This window comes from Falsiroseomonas sp. (assembly GCF_041690465.1).
Classification (GTDB): domain Bacteria; phylum Pseudomonadota; class Alphaproteobacteria; order Acetobacterales; family Acetobacteraceae; genus Falsiroseomonas.
On sequence record NZ_JAWLHG010000016.1, the window covers coordinates 92,252 to 108,145 of the forward strand.

General features: G+C 69.5%; 18 protein-coding genes. 8 read left to right on the plus strand and 10 right to left on the minus strand.

What is annotated here, in order from left to right:
* Positions 1-17: 17 nt before the first annotated feature.
* Together ACESM1_RS16725 and ACESM1_RS16730 are read right to left on the minus strand one after the other, a co-directional pair.
* On the minus strand, positions 18-905 hold the full coding sequence (locus ACESM1_RS16725; protein ID WP_372621932.1) for an ABC transporter permease: 888 nt from the start codon (positions 903-905) through the stop codon (positions 18-20).
* The gene (locus ACESM1_RS16730) at positions 905-1,705 is read right to left on the minus strand and encodes an ABC transporter ATP-binding protein (RefSeq protein WP_372621933.1); all 801 of its coding nucleotides are present in this window, start codon (positions 1,703-1,705) and stop codon (positions 905-907) included. Before ACESM1_RS16730 ends, ACESM1_RS16725 begins: the two co-directional genes overlap by 1 nt.
* Positions 1,706-1,930: 225 nt before the next feature.
* Here ACESM1_RS16730 and ACESM1_RS16735 point away from each other — a divergent pair, with 225 nt between their 5' ends.
* A complete protein-coding gene (locus tag ACESM1_RS16735) occupies positions 1,931-2,677 on the plus strand; it encodes an FCD domain-containing protein (RefSeq protein ID WP_372621934.1) in 747 nt (248 codons plus the stop codon).
* A complete protein-coding gene (locus ACESM1_RS16740; RefSeq protein ID WP_372621936.1) occupies positions 2,674-3,972 on the plus strand; it encodes a Rid family hydrolase in 1,299 nt (432 codons plus the stop codon). The genes ACESM1_RS16735 and ACESM1_RS16740 overlap by 4 nt, the downstream gene beginning before the upstream one ends.
* 16 nt (positions 3,973-3,988) lie before the next feature.
* Here ACESM1_RS16740 and ACESM1_RS16745 read toward each other — a convergent pair whose 3' ends face one another.
* The 4 genes from ACESM1_RS16745 to ACESM1_RS16760 all read right to left on the minus strand — a co-directional run bounded on the left by ACESM1_RS16745 (position 3,989) and on the right by ACESM1_RS16760 (position 6,342).
* A complete protein-coding gene (locus tag ACESM1_RS16745; RefSeq protein WP_372621938.1) occupies positions 3,989-4,678 on the minus strand; it encodes a cyclase family protein in 690 nt (229 codons plus the stop codon).
* A gap of 101 nt (positions 4,679-4,779) precedes the next feature.
* Positions 4,780-5,325, minus strand: a complete 546-nt coding sequence (locus ACESM1_RS16750; protein WP_372621940.1) for a DUF6692 family protein — start codon at positions 5,323-5,325, stop codon at positions 4,780-4,782.
* On the minus strand, positions 5,325-5,774 hold the full coding sequence (locus ACESM1_RS16755) for a DUF305 domain-containing protein (RefSeq protein WP_372621942.1): 450 nt from the start codon (positions 5,772-5,774) through the stop codon (positions 5,325-5,327). Before ACESM1_RS16755 ends, ACESM1_RS16750 begins: the two co-directional genes overlap by 1 nt.
* 19 nt (positions 5,775-5,793) lie before the next feature.
* A complete protein-coding gene (locus ACESM1_RS16760) occupies positions 5,794-6,342 on the minus strand; it encodes a c-type cytochrome (RefSeq protein ID WP_372621943.1) in 549 nt (182 codons plus the stop codon).
* Between the two features lie 174 nt (positions 6,343-6,516).
* On the opposite strand from ACESM1_RS16760, the gene araD reads away from it, so the two are divergent.
* Positions 6,517-8,271 (plus strand): L-arabinonate dehydratase, encoded by a 1,755-nt coding sequence (gene araD / locus ACESM1_RS16765; RefSeq protein WP_372621945.1) that lies wholly within the window; start codon positions 6,517-6,519, stop codon positions 8,269-8,271.
* A 17-nt stretch (positions 8,272-8,288) separates the two neighbouring features.
* On the opposite strand, the gene ACESM1_RS16770 is transcribed toward araD, so the two are convergent.
* The 4 genes from ACESM1_RS16770 to ACESM1_RS16785 form a co-directional block, all read right to left on the minus strand.
* Positions 8,289-8,921: a hypothetical protein gene (locus ACESM1_RS16770; protein WP_372621947.1), complete on the minus strand. Its 633-nt coding sequence runs from the start codon at positions 8,919-8,921 to the stop codon at positions 8,289-8,291.
* Positions 8,922-9,119: 198 nt separating this feature from the next.
* Positions 9,120-9,752: an isochorismatase family protein gene (locus ACESM1_RS16775; RefSeq protein WP_372621949.1), complete on the minus strand. Its 633-nt coding sequence runs from the start codon at positions 9,750-9,752 to the stop codon at positions 9,120-9,122.
* A 58-nt stretch (positions 9,753-9,810) separates the two neighbouring features.
* A complete protein-coding gene (locus tag ACESM1_RS16780) occupies positions 9,811-10,437 on the minus strand; it encodes a fumarate hydratase C-terminal domain-containing protein (RefSeq protein WP_372621951.1) in 627 nt (208 codons plus the stop codon).
* Entirely contained in the window at positions 10,434-11,303 is an 870-nt protein-coding gene (locus tag ACESM1_RS16785; protein ID WP_372621953.1) for a fumarate hydratase, read from the minus strand. Before ACESM1_RS16785 ends, ACESM1_RS16780 begins: the two co-directional genes overlap by 4 nt.
* Before the next feature lie 189 nt (positions 11,304-11,492).
* Between ACESM1_RS16785 and ACESM1_RS16790 the strand changes: the two genes are divergently transcribed.
* Genes ACESM1_RS16790 through ACESM1_RS16810 form a run of 5 tightly spaced genes read left to right on the plus strand, consistent with a single transcriptional unit; the run spans position 11,493 to position 15,762 of the window.
* Entirely contained in the window at positions 11,493-12,104 is a 612-nt protein-coding gene (locus ACESM1_RS16790; RefSeq protein ID WP_372621955.1) for a glutathione S-transferase family protein, read from the plus strand.
* A gap of 5 nt (positions 12,105-12,109) precedes the next feature.
* Positions 12,110-13,318, plus strand: coding sequence for a CaiB/BaiF CoA transferase family protein (locus tag ACESM1_RS16795; protein WP_372621957.1), 1,209 nt, complete (start codon positions 12,110-12,112; stop codon positions 13,316-13,318).
* Complete coding sequence (locus ACESM1_RS16800; RefSeq protein WP_372621958.1) at positions 13,318-13,914, plus strand: carboxymuconolactone decarboxylase family protein; 597 nt, start codon at positions 13,318-13,320, stop codon at positions 13,912-13,914. The genes ACESM1_RS16795 and ACESM1_RS16800 overlap by 1 nt, the downstream gene beginning before the upstream one ends.
* A complete protein-coding gene (locus ACESM1_RS16805) occupies positions 13,911-14,777 on the plus strand; it encodes an amidohydrolase family protein (RefSeq protein ID WP_372621960.1) in 867 nt (288 codons plus the stop codon). The genes ACESM1_RS16800 and ACESM1_RS16805 overlap by 4 nt, the downstream gene beginning before the upstream one ends.
* Before the next feature lie 16 nt (positions 14,778-14,793).
* A complete protein-coding gene (locus tag ACESM1_RS16810) occupies positions 14,794-15,762 on the plus strand; it encodes a Bug family tripartite tricarboxylate transporter substrate binding protein (RefSeq protein ID WP_372621962.1) in 969 nt (322 codons plus the stop codon).
* The last annotated feature ends 132 nt before the right edge of the window (positions 15,763-15,894 follow it).

Consider the following 15,894-nt stretch of genomic DNA (forward strand, 5'->3'; position numbering starts at 1 on the left):
ACCTCGCGTGCATGTCCTCACGTCAGCTCGCTGCCGCCCTGGGCGCTTGGCGGGCGCCAGCGCAGAAGGTGGCGCTCGATGCGGTCCAGCAGGGTGTTGAAGGCGATCACCACCAGCATCAGCACGAAAATGCCCGAAACCGCGCCGGTGGTGTCGAACTGCGCCGTGTAGAGCTGGATCTTGTAGCCGAGCCCCGCCGTCGCAGCCATGAACTCGCCGACGATGGCGCCGATCAGCGCGAACGGCACGCTGACCTTCATCGCCGTCAGGATCCAGGGGAAGGCTGCGGGCAGCGTCACCTTGGTGAAGATCTGCCGGTCCGACGCGCCCATGATGCGTGCGACGTTGACATGCGCCTGGTCCACCGAGCGAAGGCCGGACAGCGTGGCGTAGAAGCACAGGAAGAAGGCGAGCATGCTCGCCAGCACGATCTTGGACAGCTCGCCGATGCCGAACCAGATGATGAACAGCGGTGCGAGCGCGATGCGGGGTATGCCGTTCAGCGCCAGGATGAAGGGATCGAGCACGCGGCAGAGGAAATCGAGCCGCGCCAGGATCGCCCCCACCATCACACCAGCGAGCGTTCCGGCGGCGTAGCCGGTGAAGGTTTCGCGCAGCGTCACCGCCAAGTGGAAGAACAGGTCCTCCTGCGCCCAGACGAACAGATGGGCGGCGATGCGGAAGGGCGAGGAGAACCAGAAGGCGTCCCACCACGGTCCGGTGCCGAATTCCCACACGCCGAGCAGCGCAACGGCCAGCGCGGCGCGCGAGAAGGTGACGCGGTTGCGGTGCCGCCGCTGCGCGGCCTCCCATTCCTTCACGCCCTCCTCGGCCGCCGCGGCGCCGGGCGGAATCACCACCCCGCCATGCCCCAGGCCTGCCGCCGTCGCGCCCGCATCTGCCACTAACTGTCGCTCCCCTTCCTGACTTCCTCCTCAAGGCTCGCCCAGAGCAGCTTGTAGGTGTCGCGGAAGCGCTCATCGGCATGGATCTCGAACAGGTCGCGAGGGCGGGGGATGGGCACCTCCGCCACCGTCTTGATGCGCCCTGGGCGCGCCGACATCACCACCACGCGGTCGGCCAGCGCCACCGCCTCACCGAGGTCGTGGGTGATGAAGATCACCGTCTTCCGCTCGCTCTGCCAGAGGTCGAGCAGCTGGTTCTGCAGGATCAGCCGTGTCTGCGCGTCAAGCGGGCCGAACGGCTCGTCCATCAGGATCACGTCGGGGTCGTAGGCGAGCGTGCGGATGATGTTGGCGCGCTGCCGCATGCCGCCCGAAAGCTCATAGGGCCAGCTGTCGCCGAAGCCGCTCAGGCCGACGCGCTCGATCAGCGCATCCGCCCGCGCGCGCCGTTCCCGTGCCGGCATGCCGCGCACCTCGAGCGGGAATTCCACGTTCTGCCGCAGCGTCCGCCAGGGGTAGAGATTGTCGGCCTGGGTCACATAGCCGATCGAGCGGGTGATGCCGTTGATCGGGGCGCCGCGCAGCAGGATCTGGCCGGAACTTGGCGCGAACAGCCCGACGATCAGGTTCATCAGGGTGGATTTGCCGCAGCCGGATGGGCCAACGATCGTCAGGAACTCCCGCTCGCGCACTTCCAGGTCGGTTGCCTGCAGCGCCAGCACGCGGCGGCCCTTGGTGCGGAACACATGCGAGACGCCACGGACCGAGAGCGCCACCGGATGCGTCGCTTCGGAAGCCATCGTCGCTGCCGTTACCGCTGCCGCTCCATGCGCCATGCGCCACTCGCCCCCGATCGCCGCGCGTCCCCACGATAGGCAGTCCCAGCCGATAAGCAGTCCCAGCGTCGAAACGCCTTGATTGCTCCGAAAGCGTGGCGCATTTTCGAAAGTGTTGCAAACCAAATTTGGCCTGCCCCCGGCGCCGCCGGGAGCGGGACAGACGCCAGGAACAGGAACCAGGTCGGCATGGAGTCCCGTATCAACGGGGGCGAGGCCCAGCCCGCTGCGCGCGTCACCGAGCGCCGGGACGGCACGCTGGCGAACGCGGCCTATCGCCGGCTGCGGCACGACATCCTCGCCGGCGTATTGGCGCCGGGGCAGCGACTACGCCTGCATGATCTGCGCACACGCTATGCGATCGGCGTCGCGCCGCTGCGCGAGGCGCTCTCCCGCCTGCAGGCGGAGGAGCTGGTGGTTGCGACCGATCACCGCGGTGCCGCCGTCGCCGGCGTGTCCATTGCGGAGATGCTCGACCTCACCCGCGTGCGGATCGTGATCGACGATGCTGCGCTGCGCGAGGCAATCGCGCAGGGCGACGATGCATGGGAAGCTGGCCTGGTCGCCGCCTTCCACCGCCTCGACCGCGCCAGTGGAAGGCTTGCCTCGGGCACCGACGGCGCCGCGGAGGAATGGGAGGCGCGGCACGAGGAATTCCACCGCGCGCTGCTCGCCGCCGCACCTTCACCGATGCTGCTGCGCCTGCACGGCATGCTGCTGGCCCGCTGGCGCCGCTATCGGCTGTTCTCGATCTACCGCCAGGCCGGGCGCGACCATGTCGGCGAACATCGCGCGATCATGGAGGCGGCGCTGGCACGCGACGCCGAGACCGCGTGCCGGCGGCTGGCCGAGCACTACCGGTTGACCGGCGACGTCACGCGCCGGGCGCTCGAATCCAGTTCGCTGCAGACCCCTTCGGAGGCCGACGCCGCATGACCCAGGATGCCACGCGCGCCGCGCCCCTGTTGCCGGTTCCGTTCCCGGGCACGCGCGCGCGCTTCGCCCGCGGGATGCGGGCCGGGCGATGGGTGTTCGCCACCGGCCTCTCGGGCACCGATCACGAGACCGGCCTGGCGCCGGAGGTGCTGCAGGCCGCGCATCCGCTGGACGGCGAGCCGAAGGCGATGCGCGAGGCGCGCCGCCTCTTCACCAACGCGGGCGAGGTGCTGGCCGCCGGCGGCTGCGGCTTCCCCGATGTCGTGCGGATCGACCAGTACTACACCCGCCCCGAGGCGGTGGACCCCTACCACGCCGTCCGCCGCGAAGTCTTTGCCGGGCGCATCCCGCCCTCCACCTCGAACCTCCACCAGCGCTTCGCCCGAACGGCGCAGGAGCTGGAGGTACAGGTGATGGCGGCGGTGCCGGAGGCGGGCTTCCACGCCGAGCATCTGGCTTTCCGGCCGAGCTACGACATCCATCACACCTCCGGCTACAGCCCGGGCCTGGCCGCCGGCGACTTCCGCTTCATCCCCGGCCAGACCGCCGAGACGCGCGTGCATGGCCAGGGCCAGCTCGACCCCGAGGCGCGGCGGCCGATCGGGTTGTGGAAGGGCACGGCGATCAAGCTCGAGACCGATTTCATCGTGCGCCACAAGCTGCTGCCATCGCTGGAGGCAGCCGGCGCGAGCCTGGACAGCGTCGTGAAGGCGCAGGTCTATCTCCGTGACCAGGAGGATGTGCCGGCCTTCAACGAAAGCTGGAAGGCGCATTTCACGTCACCGCCGGCGACGACCGTCATCGCCACAGCGACGCCCGGTTTCATCATGCCGGAGAGCCGCATCGAGATTAACACCATCGCCCTGGCGACCGGCGGCGCGACACGGCGCGAGGTGGTGACCGGCGGCGTGGCACCGCTGTTCCGCGGCTATCCGCCGGCAGTACGCGCGGGCGATCTGCTGTTCCTCTCCGGCATGATGGCGATGCGCGACGGCTCGCTGGTTCCGGGCGCCCGGCGCGACCCCGGCCAGCCCTACTTCGCAATCCCCGTGAAGGCCGAGATCGAGGCGATCCTGCAGGATGCCGAGGCCATCTGCCGGGCGGCCGGAACATCCGTCGCGCAGGTCGTGCGCATGCAGATGTTCCTGGCCGACCTGGCCGACCTGCCGGCCTGCATCGAGGCCGCGCATGACGCGCTCGGCGGCCGGCCGTTGCCGCTTTCCGCCATCGAGGTGCCGTGGCTGCCGGTGCCCGAGGCGCGGGTGCTGATGGATCTGTGGGTCCACGCCGGCTGAGGTCCGGCCCCCTGCCCTATTCGAAGATGGCGACGGCGCGGATCGGGCTTGCCGTGCCGCCGCGGATCTTCAACGGGAAGCCGATGAAGCGGAAACGGCCGCGGCCGATCAGCCTGTCGAGGTTCGCCAGGCATTCCATGTGCGTGATGCCGCGCTCCGCGCACGCCATGTGCGCAAGGAAGTTCGGCTCGCCTTCCGGGGCGGGGCTGATCGCCTCGACGCCGAACATGCCGATGCCGCGGTCTGCCAGCCAATGCACCGATTCGAGCGCAAGGCCCGGAAAGTCGTGAAGGTAGCCCGGCTTGCCGAGCAGCCTGTCGTTCACCGCCATGTGCAGCAGCACGGTATCCCCAGGCCGGATCTCCTGCCCCGATGCGGCGAGCGCGGCCTCCATCTCCGGCACGGTGATCGCGTGCTTGAGCGGCACATGCGACAGGTCGAGGCAGATGCCGGAGGTGTAGAACTTCTCGAGCGGCACCTGGTCGATCGAGAGCGCGCCGGGCCGCGGGTCGAAGTGCACCGGCGCATCCACATGGGTGCCGGCGTGGTCACTGAACGCAATGGACAGCGCCTTGCTGGTGAACACGGTGTTGCCGGCGACCTTCTTCTCGCCGTGGTCGTTCCAGACCGTCATCACCACCGGCGGATGCGAGGGATGCGTCTGCGTGCGGTGGAAGATTTCCCGGCTCAGATCAACGATGTCCATGCTGCCCTCCGGCTTGTCTTGCAGGCGAGCCGACGCGGCCCGCCTTCCTTGCGCGGTAGGATCGCGCCAAACGGAGGGGCGCGAAAGTGGGCCGGGGGGGGTCAGGGACGCGGCGACGCGACAGGCGATTCCGGAGGGCAGCCGAGATAGCCGCGATAGCCGACGGTGAGGTCCTGCCCGACCTCGAACAGCATGGTCGCTGCCTGGATGTCGGCACCCTGCGGCGGCGCGATCACCCGCAGACGAACCGGCCCGGCGGCAAGAACCAGGCTGCGCGCCGCGGCATCGCCGCCGGCCTCGCCCGACGCTTCGAGCAGGATGAGATGGCCGTTCAGCTTGACGACGCCGGCAGGCGCCGCGCCCGCCTGCATCGCGACGACCGGATTGCCGGCCCGCGTGTAGTGGAAGGCGCATAGTGGGCCGGTCCCGATCGCCTTGCGGATCTCCGCGTCATTCAGCGTGGCGGGATCGAGATGCGCGACCGGCGCGTTGGCCAGCGCCTCCTCCGCGGGCAGGATCGCGGCGATTTCCGGCGCATGCCCGGACCGCACCGCATCGTCCGGCGCCGCCCCCTCGTCGCATGCGGCGAGCGTCGCGGCCACGATGAGCGGCAAATGCCATGGCTGGCGTGGGACAAGACGCGCCATCAATCCCGCGCCTCCAGGTCCATCACCAGGTATTTCATCTCGGCGATCTCGCGCTCCTGCGCCTCTATGATCTCCTGGGCGAGCTTGCGCACGCGGGGGTCCGAGATCTGCGCGCGCTCGCTCGTCAGGATGGCGATCGAATGATGCGGAATCATTGCCTTCATATACTCGATGTCGTTCACGGTCGCCTGGCTGCGCACCAGCCACAGGGCGAGAGCGAAGACGGCGGCGGCACCCGCGAAGATGGCGAGGTTTACCGTGCGATTCCGGTACATTCCGAGCATGAAGCCGAGCATGATCACCGCCATGCACGCCCCCATGACGAGCGCCATCCAGGCGCGGGTCTCGCTCCAGAACACATGCTCGAAGGCGTAGGTGTTGAGGTACATCAGCCCGTACATCACGACCGTGGAAGTCGCGATCATCGCGGCGAAGCGCCAGTACGACATTCCCATCCGATGCGCCCCGTCAGTTCGCCTGGCCGCCCGCGCCGTCACCACCGAGCGACGCATAGCGGTCGGGCGTCATCGCCGGCAGTTCCTTCACGAAGGCGGCGATGCTCCAGATTGTCCGATCGTCATGGCTCGGCCCGAATGCCGGCATCCCCGACATCTTCACACCGTGCCTGACGAGCCAGAACACCTCTCGTGGCTCCCACGTGGCGGCGGCTTCGGCGAGATGCGGCGGCCTCGGCCGCATGCCGCTCGCCCAGGCGGCGCGCTCGACGCCCGGGCCGGCATGGCAGTGCTGGCACATCGCCTTGTAGGCCTGCGCGCCGGCCGCGATCATCTCGGGCGTCACGCCGCCGGGATCGGCGACATCGGCGGCGCGGCGCTCGACCGAGTTGTGAAAGGTCGTGTCGAAGGCCCAGCGCGTGAAGGCTGCGTGCTCCTCGGTCGCGGCAACGTTGTATGCGCCGGTATACACCACGGCCAGACCGGCTATGCCGATGACCAACAGGGTCCCGATCGCGCCAGCGGCGACCCCCATACCCGCAGCGCGCTTCCGCTCGTCCATGCCTCGCCTTCCACCTGCATTCATGTCGCCGGTCGCCCGCGCGGCATTCCCCTAACGCGGCATGGCATGGGCGCGGTTCCATCGGCTCGCCGTGCCTCCCCTCCCAAGGCGGCGTCCCGGACACTATGCTGCCCGCGGCGGGCCCCCTTCTGCCGCCGGAGGATTGCCGTGACGATGACCAACTCACCCTTGCCGCGCGTGAAGGCTCCGGAGGAGCTGCGCAGCCGCCGCTGGTTCGGGCCGGCGGATTTCCGCTCCTTCGGGCACCGCTCCCGCGCGATGCAGATGGGCTGGTCGGAGGAGGACTGGGCCGGGAAGCCGGTGATCGGGATCCTCAACACCTGGTCGGACATCAACCCCTGCCACCAGCATTTCCGGTCGCGGGTGGAGGACGTGAAGAAGGGCGTGCTGCAGGCGGGCGGGCTGCCGATCGAGCTGCCCTCGCTGGCGCTGCCCGAGAACTTCATGAAGCCGACCACCATGTTCTATCGCAACATGCTGGCGATGGAGGCAGAGGAGCAGATCCGCAGCCTGCCGGTCGACGGCGCCGTACTGATGGGCGGCTGCGACAAGACCGGCCCGGGCCTGCTGCTCGGCGCGCTTTCGGCCGGCGTGCCCACGATCTTCCTGCCGGCGGGACCGATGCTGCGCGGCAACTGGAACGGCAAGGTGCTCGGCTCCGGCTCCGACAGCTTCAAATACTGGGAGGAGCTGCGCGCCGGCACCATCACGCCCGAGGACTGGGCGGGCGTCGAGCGTGGCATCGCCCGCAGCCACGGCACCTGCATGACGATGGGCACCGCCAGCACGATGACCGCGATCATCGAGGCGCTGGGCTTCACCCTTCCCGGCTTCTCCTCCGTGCCGGCGCCGGATTCCAACCATCCGCGCCTGTCCGCCGCGACCGGCCGGCGCATCGTGGACATGGTGTGGGAGGATCTGGTGCCGTCCCGCATCGCCACGCGCGCCGCGTGCCTGAACGCGGTGGCGGTGGCGATGGCGATGGGCTGCTCGACCAATGCGCTGATCCACCTGATCGCACTCGCCCGTCGCGCCGGCCATGGCGACTTCGGCCTCGACGAGTTCGAGCGGCTGAGCCGCGAGGTGCCGGTGATCGGCAATGTCCGCCCGTCCGGCTCCACCTACCTGATGGAGGATTTCTACTACGCCGGCGGCATCCGGGCGCTGATGGAGCGGATCCGGGCGCATCTCGATGCCACGGCGCTCACCTGCACCGGACGTAGCCTGGGCGAGAACGTCGCCGGCGCGAAGGTGTTCAACGACGACGTCATCCGCCCGCTCGACAATCCGATCTACGCCGAGGGCGCGCTGGCGGTGCTGAAGGGCAACCTTGCGCCCGAGGGTTGCGTCATCAAGCCATCCGCGATGGATCCCCGCTTCCTGAAGCATGCCGGCCCGGCGCTGGTGTTCGATGACTACCCGAGCCTCAAGGCGGCGGTGGACGACGAGACGCTCGACATCACGCCGGACCATGTGCTGGTGCTGCGCAATGCGGGCCCGCTCGGCGGGCCCGGCATGCCGGAATGGGGCATGCTGCCGATGCCGAAGGCGCTGCTGAAGCGGGGCCATCGCGACATGCTGCGCCTGTCGGACGCGCGCATGTCCGGCACGAGCTACGGCGCCTGCGTCCTGCACGTGTCGCCGGAAAGCTACGTCGGCGGGCCCTTTGCGCTATTGCGCACCGGCGACATCGTGGAGGTGGACGTGCCGGCGCGCTCGATCAACATGCGCGTGCCGGAGGACGAGCTGGCGCGGCGCCGCGCCGCCTGGACGCCGCCGCCGCCGCGCTTCGGCCGCGGCTACGGATGGATGTTCAGCCGCCACATTCGCCAGGCGCATGAGGGCTGCGACTTCGACTTCCTCAAGACCGAGTTCGGCGGGCCAGTGGACGAGCCGGTGATCTTCTGACGCCTTGCCGCGCAGCATCACTCCGGGCGGCAGGTGGTGAGCGTCGCGGTTGCGAAGCCGCGAACCGTGCTCTCCGTAACCCGCAGGCGCAGCGCACGGTTATCGAGCACGAAGAGGTGCTCGGCTGGCAGGCCGGTGGCGCTGCGTTCCCCGCCGCTGCCGAGGCCCGAGAAGGTCACGGTGGTGGTGCCCGCAAGGTTGTCGCTTACCACCGGCACCAGTGCGCTGACGCGGATCATGCCTTCCGCGAAGCTGGTGGAATCCTCCTCCGTCGCCCGGCTGCCGACGCCGATCCGGAAGCGGCGCGAGATGCCTGCGCCGTCGCACCGACGCAACTGCTCCGCGTTCTCTATCACCTGGCGCAGGCGGACCGCATCGAGGCCGGCCGCGAGGCGCACGCGGGCAGCAGCCATGACGTCGGCGGCGCCGCCGCGCGGAACCTCGGCGTCGTAGCGTTGCTGCAGGTGCCGATTTGCGGCCTGTGCGTCGTCGAGTTCTGCGCGCAGCCTGGCATTCTGTTCCTGCAGCGCGGCCCGCTGCTGCGCGACCTCGGCGAGATCCCGCTCCAGACGCTGCACGTCCAGCCGCGCAAGCCGCGTCCCCGTCTCGTGCGCGCCATAGCCGATCGCCACGAAGACGCCGATGATCAACAGCCACTTGCCGCTCTGCAGCAGGGCCCTCTGCGTCTGTCGGCTGCGATCCCGTCTTCTTCGCACGTTCCGTCACCACCAAGCCACTTCCCCGGCCCGATGCACTGGCCTGCGACGCGGGGGGCAGTCGTCTCATACGGAGAGCGGCCGCGTCGCACAATCCTGCGAAACCTCGCAAATCGATCCTGCGCATCCCGCTCAGGAATTGCGGTGTCGCCATGCCTCCAACTGCGAGAGCACGCTTGCCAGATCGGTCACGTCCACATAGCGGCGGCCGATGTCGCGCAGGTTGTCGCGATGTGGCTGCTCCTCGATGTCGCCGACACAATCCTCCGGCACGATCGTGCGGTAGCGGTAGCTGAAGCTGTCGATTGCGGTCGCGCGGATGCAGCCGCTGGTATTGCAGCCGGTCACGATCACCGTATCCACGCGCTCCTTGGTGAAGTAGTCGGCCACGCCCGTGTTGAAGAAGATGGACGGCCCCTTCTTGCACACGGTGAGGTCGTAGGACGGGTCGTGCACGCGCGGGTCGATCGGCGCGCTCGGGTGGTCGTGCAGGAAGGTTTCGCGCACCGCCGAGATCTTCCAATATGGCATCTCGCGCTGGTTCATGTAGGCGGTGTTGCAGTTGGCCACCGGCACGTCGTAGCGCCGCGCCACATCGAGCAGGCGGCGCGTATTCTCCAGCGCGCGCAGCACCAGCGGTGCGCCGCCGAGCGGATATTGCGGATCGGTGAAGGCCAGCATGAAGTCCACGACGACGATGCCCGGCTTCTGCCCGAAGCCGACGCCCACGCTGCCGTAGCTGCGCCGCTGGTAGTCGTCGGACATGGCTCGCCTTCCCCTCTCTGATCGCAAGGGAGCGAGAATGCCGTTGCGGCGCGCGACGTCAACCGGTCGCGCCGCGGTCCTTCGCCAGGCGGTCGAGGATCGCGGGCATCCGCGTCTCCGCCTGCTGCTGCAGGTCGCGGAACAGGCTGTTGCCATGCGCATCGATGCCGACCGTCACCGGGCCGAGTCCGTCCACCGCCAGGCGAACGAGGCGGTAGTGCGCAACCAGGTCGTTCCACGCCACCTCGCGCACGGCGCGGATGGCGGAGGAATGCAGCGGCGCGCCGCCGCCGAGGAACGAGAAATAGACGCAGCCGACCTCGGCCATCGCCTCCGCGCAGGCGGCGTCGAGCCCGCCCTTGCCGCCCACCGCCGTCAGGCCGAAATGCCGGATCAGGCGCGGCATCAGCGGGTTGAAGCGCGTGCTGGTGGTTGGGTTCATGTACAGCACCTCGAGCCCGCCATCGGCGGTGTCGCGGCTGTAGGAGCCGAGATGCAGCAGCGAGCCGCCGGCAAGCGCGATGGGCGGATTGTGGCCCTCCTCGATGCAGGCGATCAGGCGCTGATGCGTCGGCAGGCCGGCGGTGATCACGATCTCCCCGTCCAGCAGCACCATGTCGCCGGCGCGCAGGCTGCGCGCCTCGTCGTACGACATCGGCATGCGGATGCGACGGAACTCGCTCATTCCATGCGCTCCACCGTGCCATCGGCGTGCAGGCGCGCACGGGTCCGGCGGTTGATCCAGCAGTTGAAGCAGACCGCCACCGGCGTGTAGCCATGGCCGGAGGCGTAATCCACATGCACGGCAAGCGCCGTGGTGTCGCCGCCGGTGCCCATCGGGCCGAAGCCGGTGGCGTTCACCGCGCGCAGCAGCCGCTCCTCCATCGCCGCCAGCACGGGCTCGGGATTCGTGCTGCCCACCTTGCGCATCGTCGCCTTGCTGGCGATGCGCGCCGCCACGTCGAAGCTGCCACCGATGCCGACGCCGATGATCACCGGCGGGCAATGCTGCGATCCCGCCTGCATCACCACGCGCATGACATAGGCTTCGATGTCCGCCAGCGAGGGGAAGGAGAAGGTTTCCAACGCCGCCCAGCGGCCCGAGCCCAAGGCCTTGGGCTGGCAGAGGATCTCCACCCAATCCGCACCGCCTGCGACATCCCAGGTCACCAGCGGCATGTCCTTGCCCTTGTAGCCGCGCTCGTTGGTCAGGGGGTTTGTGACATGCTTGAGAAGCGGCGGCTTGATGCTGGCGACCAGTTCGTCGAAACCGTCCGAGATCGCCTGCTTGATGTCTCCTTCGAGCCTCGCCGCGGTACCGAGGGTGACGTGATAGACGGGCACGCCGGCATCGGAGCAGATGAAGCGCTCCTCCTGCTCGGCGCGCTGCGCGCTGCCGAGCATCATCTGCAGCACGCGTCGCGCGCCTTCCTGCGTCTCGGTCTCGAGCGCGCGGCGCAGCCCGTCCTTGGTGTCCTCCGGCACGCGGCGCAGCGACCAGTCGTAGAGGCGCGCCGAGAGATCCTTCACGGCCTCGTAGGTGATGGCCATCAGGCGATGCGTCTCCCTGTCCAAAAAGGTCACTGGACTGACCTTTCAGTGATCATGGCGCGGCTATCCCCATGGCACAATGCCCGGCGTCACTGGCTGGGGCTGGACGCCGGCAGCGTTTCCAGATTAAGTCATAGGACTGACCTATAGGCACATTCCAGGGAGGGCGCGGATCGCGCCGCGGCGGCGATGATGAAGCTGCACTGGTCCCCGCGCTCGCCCTTCGTGCGCAAGGTGATGGTCGCGGCGCATGAGCTGGGGCTGGCGGACCGCATCCAGACCATGCGCACTGTCGCCGCCATGACCAACCCGGCGCGCGCGCTGATGCCGGAGAACCCCCTCGCCAAGATTCCCACCATGGTGCTGGAGGACGGCACGGTCCTCTACGGCAGCCATGTCATCTGCGAGTATCTCGACCACCTGGCGGGCGGCGGGAAGCTGATCCCGCCGGCAGGCCCGGCACGGTGGCAGGAATTGCGGCGGCACGCGCTGGCCGATGGCTTCCTCGACCTGCTCATCCTGTGGCGGAACGAACGCGAGAAGCCGCAGCCGCTGGCAGCCTTGGTCGAAGCGTTCACGCTCAAGACCGATGCCGTGCTTGCCGCGCTGGAAGCGGAGATCGAACGGATCGCCGAGGCACCCGTCGGGCTGGCGCAGATCACCACAGCGATCGTCGGCGACTACATGGATTTCCGTTTCCCGCAGCTCGGCTGGCGCGAACGCTGCCCGCACTTCTCGGCCTGGCAGCGCCGGTTCGCGGAACGCCCTTCGATGCGGGCGAACCCCGTGGTGGACGGCTGACGCCGATGGCCGGACCGCTCTCGCATATCCGCGTGCTCGATCTCGGGCGCATCATGGCCGCCCCCTGGGCGACGCAGATCCTCGCCGACCTCGGTGCCGACGTCATCAAGATCGAGCGCCCCGGCGCCGGCGACGACACGCGCAGCTGGGGCCCACCCTTCCTGGCCGACACGGATGGCAAGCCGACGCGCGAAGCCGGGTATTTCCTGGCCGTCAATCGCGGCAAGCGGTCCGTGACGCTTGACATCGCAAAGCCGGAAGGCCAGGCGCTGGCACGGCAGCTGGCGGAACGCTGCGACGTGGTGGTGGAGAACTTCAAGGCCGGCGCGCTGTCCAAGTACGGCCTCGATGCAGCCAGCCTGCGCGCGCTGAAGCCCGAGCTCATATACTGCTCCGTCACCGGCTTCGGGCAGGACGGTCCGCGGCGTGACCAGGCGGCCTACGACTTCATGATCCAGGCGATGGGCGGGCTGATGAGCCTGACCGGCGAGCGCGACGGCACGCCGCAGAAGGTCGGCCTGCCGATCGTGGACCTGATGACCGGCATGTACGCCGCCGTCGCGATCCTCGCCGCCGTGGCGAAGCGCGAGCGGACCGGCGAAGGCGAGACGATCGACCTCGCCATGCTCGACGTGCAGGCAGGGTTCCTGGCCAACCAGGCGATGAACTGGCTGGTCGGCGGAAAGGTGCCGCACCGCGCGGGCAACCGCCACCCGAACATCCAGCCGCAGGACGTCTTCCCCGCACGGGACGGCCACATCGTGCTGGCCGTCGGCAATGATGGGCAGTTCGTCAAGCTGTGCGAGGCGATTGGCCGGCCGGATTGGGCGAGAGATGCGCGCTTCGTCCGCAACGCCGACCGTGTACGGAACGAGGCCGAGCTGAGCCCGCTGCTCGCTGCGCGGTTCCAGGACTTCACCCGCGCCGAGCTGACCGCGCTGCTCGATGCCGCCGGCGTGCCGTGCGGTCCGATCAACACCGTGCCCGATGTCTTCGCGGATCCGCAGGTGCAGCACCGGGAAATGCTTTGCCACCTGCCGCATCCGCTGGCGGGCAGCGTGCCGCAGGTGGTCAGCCCGATCCGCATGCAGGACGCGCCGCTCCGCTTCGACCGCGCACCGCCGACGCTCGGCCAGCACACGCAGGAGGTGCTCGACGAACTCGGCGTCACCGCGGAGCAGCGCACGATGCTGGCCGAGAAGGGTATCGTCTGATGGCGCCGCGCATCCCCCTGCCCGGTCGCGACGAGCTTGACGAGGCGCAGCGCACCGTCTGGGACAGCGTCGTCTCCGGGCCGCGCGGCCAGGTGATCGGTCCGCTCCGCGCGGCGATCCACAATGCCGAGCTCGCCAGACGCTGGTCCGCGCTGGGCGAGGCGCTGCGCTTCAACACCTCGCTGCCGAAGCGCCTCTCGGAGCTGGCGATCGCCGCCACCGGGCGGCGCTGGAGCAGTCAGGTGGAATGGTGGGTGCATGCCCGCGCCGCTGCCGAGAACGGCATTGCACCGGCCATCCTGGATGCGATACGCGAAGGCCGTCCGCCCGCTTTCGATGCCGCCGACGAGGCTCTTGTGTACGACTTCGTGCGCGACCTGCAGCACGATGGCGGCGTGCGGGAGGACACCTACCGCGCCGCGGTGGAGGCCTTCGGCGTGAAGGGCGTCGTCGAGCTGACGGCGCTGGTCGGCTACTACACGATGGTGTCGATGACGCTGAACGCGCATGGCGTTCCCCTGCCCGATGGCGCGGTCGAGCCGCTGCAAGCGCCGCCCGAGGGGCTATTCGCGCTTCCGCCGAGGGACGCACCGTGACCACCCGTGTCGTCGCTCCCGCGGTTTCGGCGCCGCGCCGGCCCGTGCCGGCGGGTGCCTGCGACACGCACACGCATGTCTTCGGCGGGGCGGAGTTCGCCGCCGGCCCTGCGCCCTATCCGCTGCCCGAGGCTCCGCTCGAAGTCCATGCGGCAATGCGCGCGCGGCTCGGGCTGCAACGGGCGGTCCTGGTGCAGCCGGCGCCCTATGGCCGGGATCCGGCCTGCATGCTCGACGCGCTGCGACGCGACGCCGGTCGGCTGCGTGGCGTGATGATCGCCGACGACAGCGTGAGCGACGCCACGCTGCAAGCGTGGCATGAAGCCGGCATACGTGCGCTGCGCTTCGTCGAGATGCGGGCGCCAGGGGGCAGCGGGCGCTACCCTGGCGCCATCGGGGTCGAGGCGCTGCACGCGCTGGCGCCGCGGCTGCGCGCGCTGGGCTGGCAGGCGCATCTCTGGGCGAGCGCGGCACAGTGCGCGGAACTGCTGCCCCAACTCGTGCCGCTCGGCGTGCCGCTGGTGGTGGACCACATGGGCATGCCCTCCGGCGCGGACGATCCGGCCTTCGCGGCGCTGCTGCGCCACCTGCGCGCGAACGAGATCTGGCTGAAGGCGACGCTCTGCCGGCTGCCACGCGGCGACGCCGGCCTGGAGGCGCTACGCCCCTTGCAGGACGCTGCCGTCGCGGCCAATCCGGATCGCATCCTGTGGGGCTCGGACTGGCCCTATGTCCGCATGGAACCCGCACCGGATGCAGGCGCCATGCTCGACCTGTTCCTGTCGTGGCTCGGCGACGACAGGCTCGCGCGGAGGATCCTGGTGGAGAATCCCGCCGCGCTGTTCGGCTTCGATGACCAATAGGGAAAGGGAGGACACCATGACAATTGCACGCAGGGCTGTGTTGTCGGCGCTGGCGCTGCCGGCCTTGGCCGGAACGGCACACGCGCAGGGCTTCCCCGACGGACCGGTGCGGCTGATCGTGCCCTTCGCCGCGGGCGGTCCGGCCGACACCATCGCACGCATCGTGGGCCGGACCATGGGCACGAAGCTCGGCGTGCCCGTCGTGGTGGAGTCGCGCGCCGGCGCCGGCGGGCTGATCGGGGTGGACGTGACCGCGAAGTCACGGCCGGATGGCCAGACGCTGGTTCTGGCGAGCAGCGGCGCCATCGTCATTCAGCCGCATCTGCAGCCGCGCATGCCCTATGATCCGCTAAAGGACCTGACGCCGATCACGCAGGTGCTGAGCGTCCCGCAGATCGTTTGCACCGCCCCGAATCTCGGCCCGAAGAACCTCGCGGAGCTGGTGGCGATGGCGAAGGCGCGGCCGGGGCAGCTCTCCTTCGGCTCGGCCGGCATCGGCTCCTCGCTGCACATGGCAGGCGAGATGCTGAAGCTGCGCGCCGGCATCGACATTCTGCACGTGCCCTATGGCGGCGCGGCGCCGGCCGTGACCGATCTGCTCGCCGGACGCATCCAGATCCTCGCCGCCGACGTGCCGGCGCTGCTCGGCCATGTCCGCGCCGGCACGGTGCCTGCGCTGGCCGTGACCTCGGCCGAGCCGCTGCCGCTGCTGCCCGACCTGCCCACAGCACAATCCACCGTGCCGGGCATGGTCAGCGAAACCTGGTACGGCATATTCGGCCCCGCGGGCATTCCCGCCGACCGCACCGCCAAGCTCGTCGCCGCCGCCCGCGAAGCGCTGCAGGACCCCGAGACGCGCAACCAGCTCGTCGCACAGGGCGGGCGCGTGGTGGGCAGCACGCAGGCCGACTTCGTGGCTTTCATGCGCTCCACCCACGCGTCCTGGGGCGAGGTGGTGCGGGCCACGGGTGTGAGGCTGCAGTAGCCCATGACCATGACGCTGTCCCGCCGCGGCCTGATGGCCGCGGCGCTCGCCCTGCCCCTGCCGGCCCTCGCGCAGGGCTTTCCCTCGCGCCCGCTGCGGCTGATCTGCCCCTTCGCCGCCGGCGGCTCGGCC